Origin of the sequence: Citrobacter farmeri (assembly GCF_019048065.1) — a bacterium.
GTDB classification, from domain to species: domain Bacteria; phylum Pseudomonadota; class Gammaproteobacteria; order Enterobacterales; family Enterobacteriaceae; genus Citrobacter_A; species Citrobacter_A farmeri.
This window is the reverse complement of record NZ_CP077291.1, coordinates 1,770,082-1,786,180: the sequence shown is the minus strand read 5'-3', so window position 1 is coordinate 1,786,180 and position 16,099 is coordinate 1,770,082. Positions and strand designations below refer to the sequence as shown.

16 protein-coding genes and 2 tRNA genes are annotated in these 16,099 nt (G+C 52.5%); 3 read left to right on the top strand and 15 right to left on the bottom strand.

Features of this window, described 5'->3' with window-relative positions; translation table 11 throughout:
• Positions 1 to 3: 3 nt before the first annotated feature.
• On the bottom strand, positions 4 to 2,061 hold the full coding sequence (locus tag I6L53_RS23610; protein ID WP_232231064.1) for a hypothetical protein: 2,058 nt from the start codon (positions 2,059 to 2,061) through the stop codon (positions 4 to 6).
• Positions 1,965 to 3,902, bottom strand: a complete 1,938-nt coding sequence (locus I6L53_RS23605) for a hypothetical protein (RefSeq protein WP_232231063.1) — start codon at positions 3,900 to 3,902, stop codon at positions 1,965 to 1,967. The genes I6L53_RS23610 and I6L53_RS23605 overlap by 97 nt, the downstream gene beginning before the upstream one ends.
• A gap of 611 nt (positions 3,903 to 4,513) precedes the next feature.
• Between I6L53_RS23605 and I6L53_RS08345 the strand changes: the two genes are divergently transcribed.
• Both I6L53_RS08345 and I6L53_RS08340 read left to right on the top strand, forming a co-directional pair.
• Positions 4,514 to 4,771: an AbrB/MazE/SpoVT family DNA-binding domain-containing protein gene (locus tag I6L53_RS08345; RefSeq protein ID WP_042318230.1), complete on the top strand. Its 258-nt coding sequence runs from the start codon at positions 4,514 to 4,516 to the stop codon at positions 4,769 to 4,771.
• The gene (locus I6L53_RS08340; RefSeq protein ID WP_042318227.1) at positions 4,772 to 5,104 is read left to right on the top strand and encodes a type II toxin-antitoxin system PemK/MazF family toxin; all 333 of its coding nucleotides are present in this window, start codon (positions 4,772 to 4,774) and stop codon (positions 5,102 to 5,104) included.
• A gap of 68 nt (positions 5,105 to 5,172) precedes the next feature.
• On the opposite strand, the gene I6L53_RS08335 is transcribed toward I6L53_RS08340, so the two are convergent.
• Both I6L53_RS08335 and I6L53_RS08330 read right to left on the bottom strand, forming a co-directional pair.
• A tRNA-Asn gene (locus tag I6L53_RS08335) sits at positions 5,173 to 5,248 on the bottom strand.
• A 99-nt stretch (positions 5,249 to 5,347) separates the two neighbouring features.
• Positions 5,348 to 6,835 (bottom strand): EmmdR/YeeO family multidrug/toxin efflux MATE transporter, encoded by a 1,488-nt coding sequence (locus tag I6L53_RS08330; RefSeq protein ID WP_042318226.1) that lies wholly within the window; start codon positions 6,833 to 6,835, stop codon positions 5,348 to 5,350.
• A gap of 160 nt (positions 6,836 to 6,995) precedes the next feature.
• Here I6L53_RS08330 and I6L53_RS08325 point away from each other — a divergent pair.
• Positions 6,996 to 7,071, top strand: a tRNA-Asn gene (locus I6L53_RS08325).
• 61 nt (positions 7,072 to 7,132) lie between these two features.
• Here the strand turns inward: I6L53_RS08325 and ldtA are convergent.
• From ldtA to cbiK, 11 genes are all read right to left on the bottom strand, one after another.
• Positions 7,133 to 8,065, bottom strand: coding sequence for a L,D-transpeptidase (gene ldtA / locus I6L53_RS08320; RefSeq protein WP_094465565.1), 933 nt, complete (start codon positions 8,063 to 8,065; stop codon positions 7,133 to 7,135).
• Between the two features lie 129 nt (positions 8,066 to 8,194).
• Entirely contained in the window at positions 8,195 to 9,262 is a 1,068-nt protein-coding gene (gene cobT, locus I6L53_RS08315) for a nicotinate-nucleotide--dimethylbenzimidazole phosphoribosyltransferase (RefSeq protein WP_042318224.1), read from the bottom strand.
• A gap of 25 nt (positions 9,263 to 9,287) precedes the next feature.
• Complete coding sequence (cobS, locus tag I6L53_RS08310) at positions 9,288 to 10,031, bottom strand: adenosylcobinamide-GDP ribazoletransferase (RefSeq protein ID WP_042318223.1); 744 nt, start codon at positions 10,029 to 10,031, stop codon at positions 9,288 to 9,290.
• Positions 10,028 to 10,573 carry a bifunctional adenosylcobinamide kinase/adenosylcobinamide-phosphate guanylyltransferase gene (gene cobU / locus I6L53_RS08305; protein WP_042318222.1) on the bottom strand — a complete coding sequence of 182 codons (546 nt, stop codon included), beginning with the start codon at positions 10,571 to 10,573 and terminating at the stop codon, positions 10,028 to 10,030. Before cobU ends, cobS begins: the two co-directional genes overlap by 4 nt.
• Positions 10,570 to 12,090, bottom strand: a complete 1,521-nt coding sequence (locus I6L53_RS08300; protein WP_042318221.1) for a cobyric acid synthase — start codon at positions 12,088 to 12,090, stop codon at positions 10,570 to 10,572. The genes cobU and I6L53_RS08300 overlap by 4 nt, the downstream gene beginning before the upstream one ends.
• Entirely contained in the window at positions 12,087 to 12,902 is an 816-nt protein-coding gene (locus I6L53_RS08295; RefSeq protein WP_042318220.1) for an energy-coupling factor ABC transporter ATP-binding protein, read from the bottom strand. Before I6L53_RS08295 ends, I6L53_RS08300 begins: the two co-directional genes overlap by 4 nt.
• 8 nt (positions 12,903 to 12,910) lie before the next feature.
• A complete protein-coding gene (locus I6L53_RS08290; RefSeq protein WP_042318219.1) occupies positions 12,911 to 13,588 on the bottom strand; it encodes an energy-coupling factor ABC transporter transmembrane protein in 678 nt (225 codons plus the stop codon).
• Complete coding sequence (locus I6L53_RS08285) at positions 13,575 to 13,856, bottom strand: energy-coupling factor ABC transporter substrate-binding protein (RefSeq protein ID WP_042318217.1); 282 nt, start codon at positions 13,854 to 13,856, stop codon at positions 13,575 to 13,577. The genes I6L53_RS08290 and I6L53_RS08285 overlap by 14 nt, the downstream gene beginning before the upstream one ends.
• Position 13,857: 1 nt before the next feature.
• The gene (gene cbiM, locus I6L53_RS08280; RefSeq protein ID WP_042318216.1) at positions 13,858 to 14,595 is read right to left on the bottom strand and encodes a cobalt ECF transporter S component CbiM; all 738 of its coding nucleotides are present in this window, start codon (positions 14,593 to 14,595) and stop codon (positions 13,858 to 13,860) included.
• A complete protein-coding gene (locus I6L53_RS08275) occupies positions 14,592 to 15,305 on the bottom strand; it encodes a cobalt-factor II C(20)-methyltransferase (RefSeq protein ID WP_042318215.1) in 714 nt (237 codons plus the stop codon). Before I6L53_RS08275 ends, cbiM begins: the two co-directional genes overlap by 4 nt.
• Entirely contained in the window at positions 15,302 to 16,096 is a 795-nt protein-coding gene (cbiK, locus tag I6L53_RS08270) for a sirohydrochlorin cobaltochelatase (RefSeq protein ID WP_042318213.1), read from the bottom strand. Before cbiK ends, I6L53_RS08275 begins: the two co-directional genes overlap by 4 nt.
• Positions 16,097 to 16,099: the final 3 nt, after the last annotated feature.

Genomic DNA, 16,099 nt, shown 5'->3' with positions numbered 1-16,099 from the left:
ATGTTATGCTCTTTCCATAATGTTTTGATTGATGATTTTTTTGAGTTGCCCGAATCCGGGTGTTTCCACTGAAATGGTGTCCGGGGTCACGCATCCGCCGAGAACCAGAATGTCCGCCTCATAAGGATTTTGAACAGGGGTTAACTGGTGAGAGAAACCCAGTAATAGACTATCAGCATGTGGAGCAACAAAGTTGGCGATAACCAATTTGGTTTTATTACCCTCGATAGCGCGAATTTGTGCCAGTTTTTTACTAAGACCCAGAGGGGTATGCTCTTGATTTGCGCCAGATGCCAACCATTGCTGATATTCTTCATCTGCCTTATCGAGAGTATCCTGTCTCCAAAACTTAGCATCCACACGATAATCAGAATTTTTTATGCTGAAATCATACAGCTCAAAAAGCCGGTGATTGCTTACTTGGCTGGTGGTAATGATGCTCTCTGAATAAAGAAGTGCCCGGATAGCTTCTTCTCCCAGACGCCCCATCAGTAGGCGTTGTATAACTAGCGGATGGAATGCGTAACGCTCTTCCAAATCGCTCGCGAAGGGCATAATAGACGTTCGGTAACCCTTACGGTTAAACCAGTCAGTTATGACAGGATGACGTTGGATATACTGGTACAATTTCTGAGGGTTGTATTGGCGCAGCCCTTCTGCTGCTTTGTCATAAAACTGCCATGTCTGTGGGGAGTACCAGATTTTGCCGTCAGTATTAGCTAATTCCGGTTTTTCAAAGCAAGCCCATTTATATAATTCAAGATCAATGTCGAAAGCGTTTTTTCCCGGTTTCCAGGCTAAATCATGTTGAAGTACTGCTTTACCGAGTTGTCGCCAGAGTAATGGGATGTCATCTCTTGGTGTTGACTGTTCCCGTAACAACCGAATAGCCGGAATTAGTCGCTGATCGATATAAGCCAATGCTAGTTTTCCAGGCTGTGTCGGCGTCATGAGCTGGCTGAAGAAATTATTCTGTGTCAGTTCATCACGCTCCCGAAGTGTATCCAGTAATTGACGATTGAGTGCCGAAAGCTGTCGACGATTTGATGTATAGATAGGTAATGAAGCAAAGCGGGACAGGTCTTTTGCTAATTCAGCATCAAGGTGAATCTCAGCGTTGGGTACTTCGCACCACGCTCTCTCAATACGACCAACCTGCTGTTGGACATTGGCTGCCGTATTTTTTATATAATCGCTGGTTCTCTTATACTCTCCGTTTAACTGGGAGATTTCGTTCTTCCTGTTCAACATCAGTGGCAGGATGAAGCGCTGATGCTGTTTACGTGAAATTTCCCCTGCACGGAGTAGTTTTTCCAGATTGCGTAACTGGAAGCCTGCATGTGCCATATCATCATTGCTATCTGCACTGGTCTGGAAAGCGGAAAAGTAAAAATGTCGTGATTCCAGTAAATATAAACAGGTCAAATCCATATTTTTGCCGGATTCAGGTAGGCTGAAATCCAGATTTATACCGTTGGTGGCAGAGGCAGTTTGTGTCAGCACAATAACAATACGTCGGGAAGCAAATGCAGCCTGATAGGCATCACTGAAGCCCTTTTTTTTCTGACATTCTGCGGTTAACAGACAGATTAGTGCGGGCTCGTTATGTATAGTCAACGGAATAAATACATCAGTAAAATTCTTTAGCAGAAGATTGTCGGATAAAGGCGGATCCAGCTTTAACCATATGAGACAATCTCTGCTTTGTGTCGCTATTGCAGCGGTTAGCCATTTTCTAAAATAAGATATGGAATTAACAAAAGCCAGATGTCCTCGGTGCTGAGGCCTTTTTCCTGCTAGATCCAGCACATCAAGCAATTTAAGTAGAATATTCTGGCGATACTCTGATTCGAAATCTGTTGAAGGTTCATCATCATTCTGGAAAAAATCGGGGGGCAGAGAAGCAAGAAGATCGGCTGAATGCGGGCTGTTCTTTGTTCTATTAAAATCATGGATCTCAGTATTCAGTTGTGTCTTTCTGATGCTTTCCTTGTTGCTATTGATCTCTTCAATCGCGGTATTTTGTAACTGAAGGTCATCATCGGTCTGAACGTAGGGCATCGGTTCTTTAAACCAGGAATCAGGTCGATTTTCAAAAGTAGTTCCGAGAAGCTTTCCGTAACTGTAGGGTTACGTGCTTCTGCAATATAGCGTAAGGCTGAGTTTATCCACCGAACATCAAAGTGGTTGCAGGCTCTTTCAATATATGATGTGGCCGACAGTGCAAAAACGAGATTACGGCTGGCTAGTGACAGTAGTAAACCTTCTGCTGTTGTTGGCAAGAACGCACGCTTGATCTGTATTCGTAATGGATCGATATCGGTATCCACAACATTTTGTTTCAGCAACCAGTTAGTTAACCCAAAAATACTGGCATGTGTATTGGGCAAAATATTATTTTTTCTTAGTTCCCGCAGTTCAGGTAGATCGGTACGTGGTAACAAAAACCGAGACATATTTGGCAGGGTTGAGCCATAATATGACGGTCTGTAGTCATTAACTGGGTCGAACAGAAGTCGGGTTAACTTTTTGATGTATTCATACGTTTCATCTTCGCTGGCTGTCAGGTCCGTTAACATCAGACTGAACTTTCTAATAAACTTCTCCATCAGGCGCAAAAAATCACTGATGTCGATAGCCTGCTCGTTATCCTGAAATGAGGAATCTGGTCTGATAATTTCGTAGCCATGTTCGGCCTGTCGCATGATAAGGCGCTCACTGGTTACCAGTTGATCGGAGCGAAATAAATAATGTTCACCGAAGGGTTTATTATCCAGATATCGTTGCAGAGGAATTACTAGCGATCTGGCATGTGTTAAATCAATTTTTTTCCCTTTTAGGGTGTCATCCAGTTCGTTAAGAAATGTCTCAAGACGTTCACGGATCATCGGTGCAGGTGCTGTTTTAACATACTGCATACGTTGCAGTAATCTGCGTCCCCCCTCGAGTAACTGCCCCAAGCATTCAGGCGGTTCCTGAACCCATTGGGCTTGCGCCAGATATTCCTGTAGTACCTCAGCCTGATAATCAAATTCATCAATAAAAATGACATAATTGTGCAGCTCTTTGCTGGACATTCGTACTTTGCGTCGCCCATCGTAAAATGATGAAACCAGCTTTTGGGTTGTCATAATCAGCAGATGTTGTTTTTCGTCGCGCCAGGCGATGGCGGGCAGAATGCGTCTGACCCAGGCATGACGACGGAAGTCATCAACTCGTTGCTTGGCGGCCTGCAAGAGTTCATGTTCTTCACCATATTTTTCTTTTTGCTTCCTGGCTTCTTTTTCCAGCAATTTGATATTTTGAATTAACGATATCTCAACTGCCGCACATGATTTTATTAACGCCTCTTTTTCACTGGCGATAGCTGCACGTAAATGTGCCGGGTATCCTTTCAATGATTTATTGATATATAGGATATTCCTGCAATTCTTACGCAGTTTGTCTGCAATATCTGGGCCGACAAACAAATTTTTTCCCTCAAGTTCGTTGATGGAATTAAAGGGATCCGGGAGTGAATCTGCGGAAATATCTTTCTCATGAGGTAGCGGCGTAGCTTCGATTGCAGAAACAATTTGTTCATCCTGCGCATAAAGCACACTAACGTTAAATGGTTTTCCATTGCTGTCTTCGTGCGAAGCTGTTTTTTCGTAAATGTCGTGGAGTATATTCCAACGATGGGTGACCAGAATGGCCTGAGAGCCTGATTTTTTTATTGTCTCCAACGCCGGAGGGGCGTTATCGGTGAAGCCAGAACGGTAAAGAGCGCTAGTTTTTCCGCTGCCCGTGGGCCCCTGTAACTGACAAAAACCGGCAATGTGTTTCGTTGTTCTGGATTTTTTTGTTTGGGATAACGTATGTTCGATAACGGCATTATAGGAACGCAGTAAAGGGGGATTCATATATCACCTCATCTATCTCGACTTTTCGACGACTAATATTTCAACAATTTATGTTACACCGCTCGGATGACATTGCAATGGTTGTGGTTAATTTTTCTTTATAAATCAATGAGCATGATATATTTTTCTACGTTATGATTAGTCTTGATGCCATATTGTTACTTTAGGTTATATATTCTCTGTAAACGCGTGTTCGTCGTTTTTCCTCTTGTCTAATTGCCGGGTGTCACAACTGAACTAATTTTGCCTTTGCGCTATCGCTGATACTTATCCGGAGAAGGTCCGTGCCGGAAGCTGCGCCTCATTTCGTTTATCTGATCCGTCATAATCCTTTGAACCGCAGAAACAGTTTTCTATTATCGGCCTTCCTACTACGAGCTAAGCTCCCGCCTGCACAAAATGCTTCATGACCTGAAAGAAGCGCCTGATGTATCAGGATGGTCGCCGTTTTACCGGCAATGTCGCCTTTGAAAACTGCCGGATCTGTCCTTCGATGGATTAAGGCTTTCTTCACGCTTTATTACGCTAAGGAACTCACAATGAATCTGATGAATAATTGTGCATCGCCTGCCGCAGATGTTATATTAAAATATAATATCAGGAGGTGCTCTATGTATACCACACGTCTGAAAAAGGTCGGCGGATCCGTCATGCTGGCGGTTCCTCCTGCTGTGCTGAAAACGCTGGCGCTGTCGACAGACAGTGAAGTGGGCATGACCATTGATAATGGCTGCCTTATTATTGAACCCCAGAAACGGCCCCGTTATTCGCTTGAGGAACTGCTGGCGCAGTGCGATCCGCACGCCGAAATGAGCGAAGAGGATCGGGAATGGATTAATGCGCCTGCTGTGGGCAAGGAGATCCTGTAAATGGACAGAGGGGAAATCTGGCTCGTCTCACTGGATCCTACAGCCGGACATGAACAAAGCGGAAAACGTCCGGTACTTATCGTTTCTCTGGCATCGTTTAACATGCTGACCCAGCTACCCGTTGTTGTTCCCGTCACCAGCGGCGGAAACTTCGCCCGCTCAGCCGGTTTTACCGTCTCACTGGACGGCGCTGGAACAAAAACAACTGGCGTCATTCGCTGCGACCAGCCCAGAACCATTGATATGGGGGCCCGAAATGGTAAGCGGCTGGAACGTATACCCGACGCTGTCGTGAATGAGGTGCTGGCGCGACTGGAAGCCATCCTGATCTGATGCTTTAGTAGCAATGCCATAATGACAAAAATCCCGCTCAAGTTTCCTTAAGCGGGATTTTCTAAATCTGGCTCCTCTGACTGGACTCGAACCAGTGACATACGGATTAACAGTCCGCCGTTCTACCGACTGAACTACAGAGGAATTGTGTGAACGGGGCGCATATTAGCGATGCCCATTGCCGTTGTCAAAGCCTGAATGCACTGTGGCAACTGTTTGCCGAAATTTTCTTCATTTCGTCGTTTATTCAGACACAACGGGGGCTTTTGCCACCTTTTCATGTTCCGGTCGAGGGTATTTCCACAGCCAACGACCACTGACCATACGCCAGTAAAACAACACTGCGCGTACTGCCCAGTCGAAGAACATCCCCATCCAGACCCCCACGACACCCCAGCCAAGTACAATCCCTAGCGTGTAGCCAGCAACCACGCGGCAGCCCCACATTCCCAGCATCGATACCCACATGGCGAAACGGGCATCGCGCGCGCCTTTAAACCCTGAAGGTAAAACCCAGGAAGCTGCCCAGATCGGCATAAATGCCGCGTTGAGCCAAATCAGGATGACAACAACGTCTTTTACCTCCTGATCGTGGGTGTAAAACGATGCCATCAGCCCGGCAAACGGTGCGCTCAACCAGGCGATGGCGGTCAGGCCAATAGTAGAGAGCCAGAACACGTGGCGTAGTTGAATCTCCGCCTGGGCAATCTGTCCGTTCCCCAGACGTCTTCCGGTAATGATGGTGGATGCCGACCCCAGCGCGTTCCCCGGTAGGTTAATCAGCGCGGCAATGGAGAACGCAATGAAATTACCCGCAATGACGCTGGTACCCATCCCGGCGACGAACATCTGCGTTAACAATTTACCGCCGTTGAACAGTACCGATTCAATACTGGCCGGAATACCAATCCCCATCACTTCCCAGATGATGGCGAAGTTCAGCGGTTTAAAATAACTTTTCAGCGATATGCGCAGTGCCGGATTAAACCCAATCATCAGCACCCAGATAATGGCAACCGCGCCGATATAACGCGAAATGGTCAAGCCCAGTCCGGCACCGACAAAGCCGAGCCCTTGCCAGGAAAAGATCCCGTAAATCAGGATGCTGCTGATGATAATATTAAGGATATTCATCCCACCATTTATCAGCAGCGGAATCTTCGTATTGCCCGCGCCGCGCAACGCACCGCTGCCAATCAACGCAATCGCCGCAGCAGGATAGCTAAGGACCGTTAATTCCAGGTAAGTCAGCGCCAGCGCCTTCACTTCCGCTGTCGCTTCTCCAGCCACAACATTGATAATCTGCTCGCCAAAGTAGTGAATCACCGCCGCCAGAATCACGGCAAACAGCGTCATAATTACCAGAGATTGCCGGGCCGCCGCACGGGCGCGTCTGCGATCGCGCTTACCGAGGCTAAAGGCCACCACGACCGTCGTTCCCAGATCGATAGCAGCAAAAAAGGCCATAATCACCATATTGAAACTGTCGGCCAGACCGACGCCCGCCATTGCCTCCTTCCCCAACCAACTGACCAGAAACGTACTGAGTACGCCCATCAGCAAAACACAGGTATTCTCCAGAAATATAGGCACAGCAAGCGGGGTAATTTCTCGCCAGAAAAGAACCTTATAACGCTTGCGTTTGGCATACCAGGGCGTGCGGGTGACGGCCTGGCGTAGGGCTGCGGAGACGTTCAAAATGGACCTTAGAGAAGAAAGTTGAAACCACATTTCAAATGATGAGGGAGAAACGGAAAAGCTGCAAAGTTTTTTCCCGATAAAATCTCTGCAATTGCAACAAATTGTTGAGAGAAGCGCCAATTAACCGCTAATGTCGGAAATGAGGTTTGACAAAAGTTTTTTCGCCGCTAAGATAAGCCTCCACAACGATTCCTCTGTAGTTCAGTCGGTAGAACGGCGGACTGTTAATCCGTATGTCACTGGTTCGAGTCCAGTCAGAGGAGCCAGATTTTGAAAAGCCCGCTTTTTAGCGGGCTTTTTGCTTTTCTGACAACAACCTCTGCGCCATTAAATGCGGGTTTGACCACGGCTGATGTTGACGGGCATCCCCGAACGGCGCTCGAGCGCTTCGCTGACGCGATGAACATCCACACCCTCACCGCTCATAAAGCTACGCATCACGGGCGTGATCGGCAGCGGGACTTTTCTGTCAGATTCATATTCCGCACGATTACGGGACAGAGGTTCATGCACTTCTATCCAGCGACTTCCATCCGGTTCCGTGGTGGTTTTCACTGGCTGATCGATGATCTGTACGCGGGTTCCGACTGGCACGTTCTGGAACAGATGTTCAATATCATCGTTGCGTAAACGGATACAGCCCTGGCTCACGCGCAGACCAATACCGAAATTAGCATTGGTGCCATGAATAGCGTACAGCTTGCCAATATAGATGGCATACAGACCCATTGGATTATCCGGGCCGGCAGGAACGAAGGCCGGCAGGCTTTCTCCCCTTCTCGCGTATTCCCGACGGGTATTTGCCGTCGGCGTCCAACTCGGTGCCTCTTGCTTACGTTCAACCCTCGTCACCCAGTTACGCGGCGTTTCTCGCCCTGCCTGGCCAATGCCAATGGGAAAGACCTCAACGGTATTACTGCCGTTCGGATAATAGTAGAGACGCATCTCCGCCACGTTCACGACAATGCCCTGACGAACCGTAGCCGGCAAAATGATTTGCTGCGGCACAACCAACGTTGACCCAGACTTCGGCAGGAACACATCCACATCTGGATTCGCTTCCAGCATATTGCTCAGTCCTTGCCCGTATTGAGCGGCAAAAGCTTCAAGCGGTTGAGTATTTTTGTCAGGGACAATCATCGTCAGCGGATTGCCGACCAGACGACTTCCTTCAGGGGGAAGCGGGTAGCTGACAGCCAGCGCGCTCTGGCTTGCAAACAGCATGAATAATGAACAGAACAATTTTACACGAGGCAACATTTCCCTTTCCTCAGTCGCGGCAGATGTAGGGAAATTATAGCTTTTTTAGCAGGTGTAAACCTATCCCTTCTGCCGTCTTCAGAATCTGGCCGACGAACAATACAGCGCGCAGGCCAGAATACAGCTGCATCAGGCGGTTTCTTTACCATCCGGCAGTACGATATTGCTGGCAGCAAGCAGCCCCATGTTGCTGTACATCGCGCAAGCGGCCTCCACGATCGGCATAGCCAGTGCGGCGCCGCTACCCTCACCCAGACGCATTCCCATATTGAGATAGGGTTCGAGTTCCAGATGCTCCAGCGCAATCCGCGCCCCTTTTTCGGCTGAGAAGTGCGAAGGAATCAGATACGGCTTGATCTCAGGTGCAATCTGGCAGGCTGCCAGCGCAGCGGAATAGGACAAGAAACCGTCCAGCAGTACCGGTAAGCCGCAGGAGGCTGCGCCCAGTATTACCCCCGCCATGCCCACCAGATCAAAACCACCGACTTTCGCCAGCACATCCACTCCATCTTGTGGATTAGGTTGATTGACGGCAATCGCGCGACGAACCACTTCCACTTTATTGCCCACGCGGGAAAGCGGCAGATTGGCGCCAATCCCTACCACTGCCTCCGCCTCGCTGCCTGTCAGCACGCTGACAATCGCCGCGGCAGGCGTGGTATTCGCCATCCCCAACTCACCGACACCAAACAGCGTCACGCCGCGCTGTGCTTGTTCGCGCGTGTAGCGAATCACCTCCAACAGCAGTTCTTCCGCCTGTGTACGGTGCATTGCCGGACCGGTGGCGATATTCCCGCACCCTCTCGCCACGCGCATGTTCACCACGCCGGGGATGAGCTCAGCATCTATCCCGACGTCGATCACATGAACCGTTGCACCGGCGTGGGCCGCAAGCACGCAGACGCCTGTCGTACCGCGCGTCATATTTGCTGCCTGAATAGCGGTCACCACTTTAGGTGAAACGGCAACCCCTTCATCCCAGACACCGTGATCGGCACACATCACCAGTATCGCTTTTTCCCCGACGTGCGGTACACCGTTCAAACCCGGCATACCCGCCAGTTGTACCGCCAGCGCCTCCAGTCGCCCAAGACTACCCGGAGGCTTAAGCAGGCCATCAATATGCTGCTGAGCTCGTGTCATGGCACCACGGTCTGGTGGCGGTATTTCGCGGAGTAAAGAGGTTAACGTTTGCATAAGGGTTCTCATTGTGTTGGCTGACTCACAGCAGAGCCAGCAGGAAGATCAACTCACCAAGTTCTATTGCCGCACCCAGCGTATCGCCGGTTTGCCCACCCAACGTCCGTTTTAGCAGTTGTCCCAGCAGGAAGATCGCCACCATCGTCACGACCAGCGCCGCTACCCCCTGCATTCCAGGCAGCAGGACCGCCGCCAGAATCGCCGCCAGACCCAGGGTAAAGCAGGTTTGTGTCCCGGTGACATGACCAATAAATACATTGCCTAACCCCTCTTCACGGGCATAGCGATGGCGATACATCAATAGCACGGCCGTCCCGCGTCCGACCGCACAGGCGGCCGCCAGCGCCGCCAGCATGGGAGTGCCTCGTAGCGCCAGTTCGCTGACCACCAGTACTTTCGCCAGCAGAACAAAAATAAGCGCCAGGCCGCCGTGTGTTCCCAGCCGGCTGTCGCGCATGATTTCCAGCATGCGTTCCCGGCTGCGAGCCGAGAAAACGCCGTCGCAGGTATCGGCCAGACCATCGAGGTGAAAACCGCCAGTCATCAGCGCCAGCGCAAGCACGGTGAAAAGCGCCGCCAGCGGTGCACCGCACCAGGGCTGAAAGAGCATAAACACCAGCCCACTCAAGGCGCCAAGCAACAGGCCAATGAACGGGAAAGTCACAATACCGCGTGAATACTGATCGAACTCCAGTCCCTGGGACCAGCGACCGGGAACAGGCAAGCGCGTAATAAAAGAGAGCATTGCCCAGAACAGCTTACTCATTTAATTTTGACTCCAATACCGGATACCACCAGCCAGACCTCATCCGCCGCCGCCGCCAGACTCTGATTAATGCGCCCGGCGATATCCCGAAAGTGCCGCGCCAGACGATTTTCCGGCACTATGCCCATCCCGACTTCGTTGGTCACCAGCACCACCTTTGCCGGACATCGCTGGCAGGCCGCAATCAACGTCTGGATCTCCGCCTCAATCGCCGTTTCCAGCGCCGCGTAGTCCCAGTTATCCGGATCGCTGTCACCGCCAAAGGCAAACAGCAGGTTAGTGACCATCGTGGTGATGCACTCCAGCAGAATGGCTTCATCCGGCGTATTATCCGCAGTAATCAGCGTATCAAGATGTTGCCAGCGCTCGGCGGTACGCCAGTGCGCAGGACGCCCCTCGCGATGATGCTGAATACGCGCTGCCATCTCGTCATCAAAAATCTGCGATGTCGCGATGTACAGCACCTGCGGAAAATCAGCGATTAACGCTTCGGCATGACGACTCTTACCGCTGCGCGCGCCGCCAGTGACCAGAATCATCATACGGACTCCCGGTGTTGCTGCATGATGGTATAAATTTTCTCAATATCGATGTGTTGCCGCATCGCATCTGCCAGCAGATCAAACTGCTGCGATTTATATTGCGCGTATTGGAAGGTGGGATCCAGGGGAACCAGCCCTTTACGCACGCGCAGGCCGTTGACCAACGCTCGCGTAAAGTCATCGCTGTCGAACAGGCCGTGCAGATAGGTGCCAAACGCCCGCCCGTCTGCCGTGACGGCACCATCCGCGACGTTTTCGCCATGCTTCTGGAGTTCCATCACCGGCAGACAGTCGCCGTTTAGCGTCGTTTCACCCATGTGAATTTCATAGCCGCGTACCGGTAACCCGGACGCCGCAGACAGCCAGTCCGGCAGTGTTGACGACATCGTCGCCGTCACCTGGGTGGTGGTTTTCCGCTGGGCAAAATGGGTCACGGTATCGAGCAGCCCCAGCCCCGGCAGCGTTCCCAGTCCCGATTCAACCTCATCAATGATGGTCTCGCCAAGCATCTGATAGCCACCGCAGATCCCAACGACGGGGATGTTTTGCTGGTGCGCCTGTAACACTGCGTGGGCCATGCCGCTTTCACGTAGCCATACCAGATCGCCAAGCGTATTTTTACTGCCCGGCAAGATCACCAGATCAACGTCCGCCAGCTCTTGCGGATGGCGCACGTAACGTACGCGCACATCCGGTTGTGCTGCCAGCGCGTTAAAATCGGTGAAATTGGAGATATGCGGGATCTGCACAACGGCAATGTTGATATCGCGTTTTTCCGTGCGCAGGTATTTCCCCTTTTGCAGCGCCACGCCATCTTCATCTTCGAGATCGACATCCAGCCACGGCATCACCCCCAGCACGGGAACGCCGGTCAGACTTTCAATCTGTTCGATGCCGGGGTTAAGCAGCGCCACATCACCGCGAAATTTATTGATGATCACCCCTTTCACCCGCGCACGCTCGTGTTCATGCAGCAGCGCCAGCGTCCCGTAGATAGACGCAAACACTCCACCGCGATCGATATCGGCGACCAGAATCACCGGGCACTGCGCCATCTCGGCCATCCCCATGTTGACAATGTCCCGGTCACGCAGGTTGATCTCCGCCGGACTGCCCGCACCTTCCAGTACCAGTACATCAAACTCCTGCGCCAGACTGGTGTAAACAGAGAGAATTTGCTCGCGCAAGCGCGGTTTGTATTCGTGATAGCTGACCGCGTCCATATCGGTCGCCACCTGACCCATTAGCACCACCTGCGCTTTGCGATCGCTGGTCGGTTTCAACAGCACCGGATTCATGCGGACATCTGGCACAATCCCCGCGGCTTCGGCCTGGAATATCTGCGCACGCCCCATCTCTTTCCCCTCCGGGGTAATACCGGAGTTGAGCGCCATATTCTGCGATTTGAACGGTGCGGTTCGCAGACCATCCTGATAAAAAATGCGGCACAGTCCCGCCACCAGAACACTCTTGCCGACGTCTGACGCCGTTCCCTGCAACATAATGGCCTGCGTCATGACGCCTCCTTGATTGCGCGTTGTCGCATACAACTGAAAAATTCATCTTCTGTTTTGCACAGCGGCATGCCTAACTCTGCGTGCAATTTCACCAGCCAGGGCTGCGTTAACCCGGCTTCTTCAATCAGCGCCGTGCGGGCAAAGACCTCGCCCGGTTCACCGTGCGCCAGCACTTCGCCATGACGCAAAACGTAAACGGCGTTGCTGACTTCATAAATCAGATCGATATCATGGCTGGAGATCACCACGTGGTTGCCCTGCGCCACAATCCGCTTGATGATGTCTATCATCTGGCTGCGCCCAGAGGGATCAAGACCCGCCGTGGGTTCATCCAGTAACAGATATTTCGCCCGTAACACCAGCGCACCGGCGATGGCCACTCGCTTTTTCTGTCCGTGGCTTAAGCACTGAATCGGCTGCTGGCGAAAATGCTGGGCGTCCACCAGCGTTAACGCTTCGTCGACTCGTCGGGCAATTTCCGTCTCCTCCACGCCAAGGTTGCGCAGGCTGAAGGCGATATCGCTGTCGATATCGGTGTAGAAAATTTGCTGATCGGGATCCTGAAACACCGTTGCAACCTGCTGACGCAGCGCCAACAGCCCGCGTTTGCTGTAGTCCAGTGGTTTTCCCTGCCACAGTACCGCGCCCTGCTGCGGTCGCAGTAAGCCGCTCAGATTCATAAACAGGGTGGATTTCCCACAGCCGTTGGCCCCCACCAGTCCGGTGACAGCGTGCTGCGAAAAATCCAGCGTCAACCCTTTAAGTACCTGCGCATCCTGATAACGAAACCAGAGTTCGGTGGTGGCAAGCATGCTTTTCCTTACAGGTGAAAATCACCCTGATACAATTTGATATCTAACGTCGCCGCCATTTGCTGATAGCGAATCAGCACCCGGGTAAACAGAACGCCTACCAGCATCGCCAGTGAGCGATAGCCAATCGGCAAACTACGATAGCCAAAACGCAGCGTCTGCGCGCGATGAATTGCCATCGCTTCATCTAACAGAATAAAAATAAAGCGCCAGGTGAGCAGGATCTGCTCCGTCAGCAATCGCGGCACCCGCGCCCGTTTAAGCAGTAAAATCAGCTGCGGAAATGGCAGGTTGAGCACCAGCCAGAAGGTAGCAGCCAGCGCAGCCAGGCTGCGCCAGAACGTCTCGTTAGCGGTGTGAAGCCCTGACACCGTCACCCCCAGCCAGTAACTGCCAACCGGAAAGCTTACCAGCAGCGTTTGCGGGTCACGGCTGACGCTGAACAGGATCGTCACCACGCCGACCAGTAAGAAGACAAACGGCAGCGCCATCCAGCGGCACCAGCGGCGCAGAGAGATGCGCAGCAGCCAGCAGGTCAGCCCGGCGATCAGCGCCAGTTCAATCCCCTGCCCCCAGGCTGGCAGGGTGAAGGCCAGAATCATCAACAGCAGCCAGAACAGAAACTTACGCTCTGGTGCGACGTGAAACCAGCGGCTCTGATAGCTCAGTCGATCAAGCCCGGTCATCACGGCGTTGTCTGCCTTTGGTATAACCCAGAATGTAGAAAATCACCGCCGCGCCAATCGAGCCCTGCAACGTAAACAGCAGGCTTTCAATTTCCCCACTCGCCGGTTCGTACAGCGGCTGGAACCACGGCTCATAGTGCGGGGCAACTACCTGAATCTGGCTTTCCGCCTCACCGTCTGAGCCACCAAACTCTCCGCCATGGTCAATAAAAAACGGCAAAATGACCAGGGCAATCACCATGGCTAACAATATCAGCGTCTTTTTCATCTTAATGTCCTTGCGCGGTAATCAGTTGCCGTTTCGTCAACTGGTCGTAGATCATTACGGTCAGCAATCCTTCGGCGATAGCAATCGGGATCTGCGTCAGGCAGAAAATCCCCATAAACTTGACGACAGACCCTGTCGCCCCCGCTTCGGGATCCGGGAAGGCCACGCCCAATTGCACCGACGTGACAAAGTAGGTCACCAGATCCGCCAGCATGGCACAGAGAAAGACGCCGACATCCCGGCGGATCCCGGCGCGGCAGGCCATCTTCCACACCATATAGCCGACAACCGGGCCAATCACCGCCATCGACATACCGTTCGCACCCAGGGTAGTTAAGCCACCGTGCGCCAGCAACAGCGCCTGGAACAGCAGTACGATAGCGCCGAGAACCGCCACGACGCCCGGTCCAAACAGGATCACCGCCAGCCCTACGCCTGTCGGATGCGAGCAGCTACCGGTGACCGACGGGATCTTCAGTGCCGACAGCACAAAAATAAACGCCCCGCACAGCGCCAGCAGCACTTTCTGATGACTGTCGTCCATCACGATATGTCGCAGGCGCACCAGTCCGTACCACAGACACGGCAAAAACAGCAGCCACCAGGCCAGCGCCCACATCGGTGGTAAAAACCCTTCCATGATGTGCATGGCAAACGCCTGCTCCGGCACAATCATCAGCAATAGCGCCGCAGCCAGCCCACTGAATGACAGCTGTTTCAGCTGTTGTTCGAGTTTCATTCTGCATACTCCCACTGTTTGTTGACCAGGATGGTCGAGAAATAAGGCAACGGCTGATCGTCGCTGACCTCGTTGAGATGCCGCCAGCACTGCTCACCAGGCAGCGTGGCCTCTGACATCATCAGTGCACAGTCCAGTAATCCGGCCTGATCCAGCAGCGCTTTGATGCGCGCAAAACGACCATAGACCTTCATCAGTACCAGGCTATCGTGTTGGCGGAGCGCTTGAGTGATTTCCGCTTCCGGCGCGGTACAGGAGATCACCGCCAGCGACTGTTGTTCCATCGCCAGTGGCGTTTTGGATCGTGCGGCAATGGCGGCAAACGACGTCACACCCGGAACGATCTCCAGCCAGTCAGGACAACCGATGCGCTGGAGTAAAAAGACCCAGGTGCTGAACAACATGGCGTCGCCCAGGGTGATAAACCCCACCTGTTTGCCCGCCTTCACTTCCTTAACCAGCGCGGCGGCCACTTCATCCCAGACCGCCTCTTTTTCCGCGCTGTCCGCGCTCATCGGAAAATGGCAACAGCGTACCTCGGTATTTTTGCCGATGTATTCCCGCACGATGGAATGCGCGAGGCTGTCACCGCCCTTACGTCCCGCAGGGGCATAGAGAATATCGAGCGTCCCCAGAATGCGTGAGGCGCGAACGGTAATCAGATCGGCCGCTCCCGGACCGGTGCTCAGGGCGTAGAGTTTGCCGCTCATGCCGCTTCCTCCATCGTCACGCTCAGCGCCTGTTGCAGATGCGCAACGAACATCGCTCGTACCGCCGGATTCTCACCAAGACCGCTCAGCCACGGCGTTGCCGTGATCCCCGCCGCAGTAAACAACGTTTTCCACGAGTCTTCTTCGTCAGAAGCCATATCGTTAATGGCGTGATCCCCCGCCACCAGCATCAGCGGCATGAGATGGACGGCTTTGACGCCCTCTTTGCTCAGGCTCTCAATCAGAATGTCGACTTCCGGATAGCTCTCCACCGCGCCGACGCGCGCCGGGAAGCCCTGCGCCATCATCATGTGATCGAGGCAGGCATAGGCGGCAAACGCGTGATGGCTGGCACCATGGCCCATGAACACCACTTTTTCATTGTCGGCAGGCACAGGCATCTGCTGTTGCAGGGCCAGCATTAACTGCGCGTAATCGTCATGGCTGCTCAGCAGCGGCACGCCCAGCGTCAGACGGACAAACAGTGGACGCAGACTCTGCACTTCACGGACAATTTTTTCGTATTCGTCACCGTTAATGATGTGCAGTGACTGAATCGCCACATCCTGATATCCCTGCTCAGCAAGCTTTTGCAGGGCCTGCAGAGGGGTGTCGATCTCAATGCCGTCACGCTGTTTGAGTTTGCGAATTATCATCCCAGAGGTAAAAGCACGGAACAAATCGCGGTCAGGACAGCTGGCGGCCAGATCGCGCTCGCAGGCCACAATGTTCTTCTCGCAGGTATCGTGATAGCTGGTGCCAAAGCTTATCACCAGAAGCGCTTTTTTCATTTT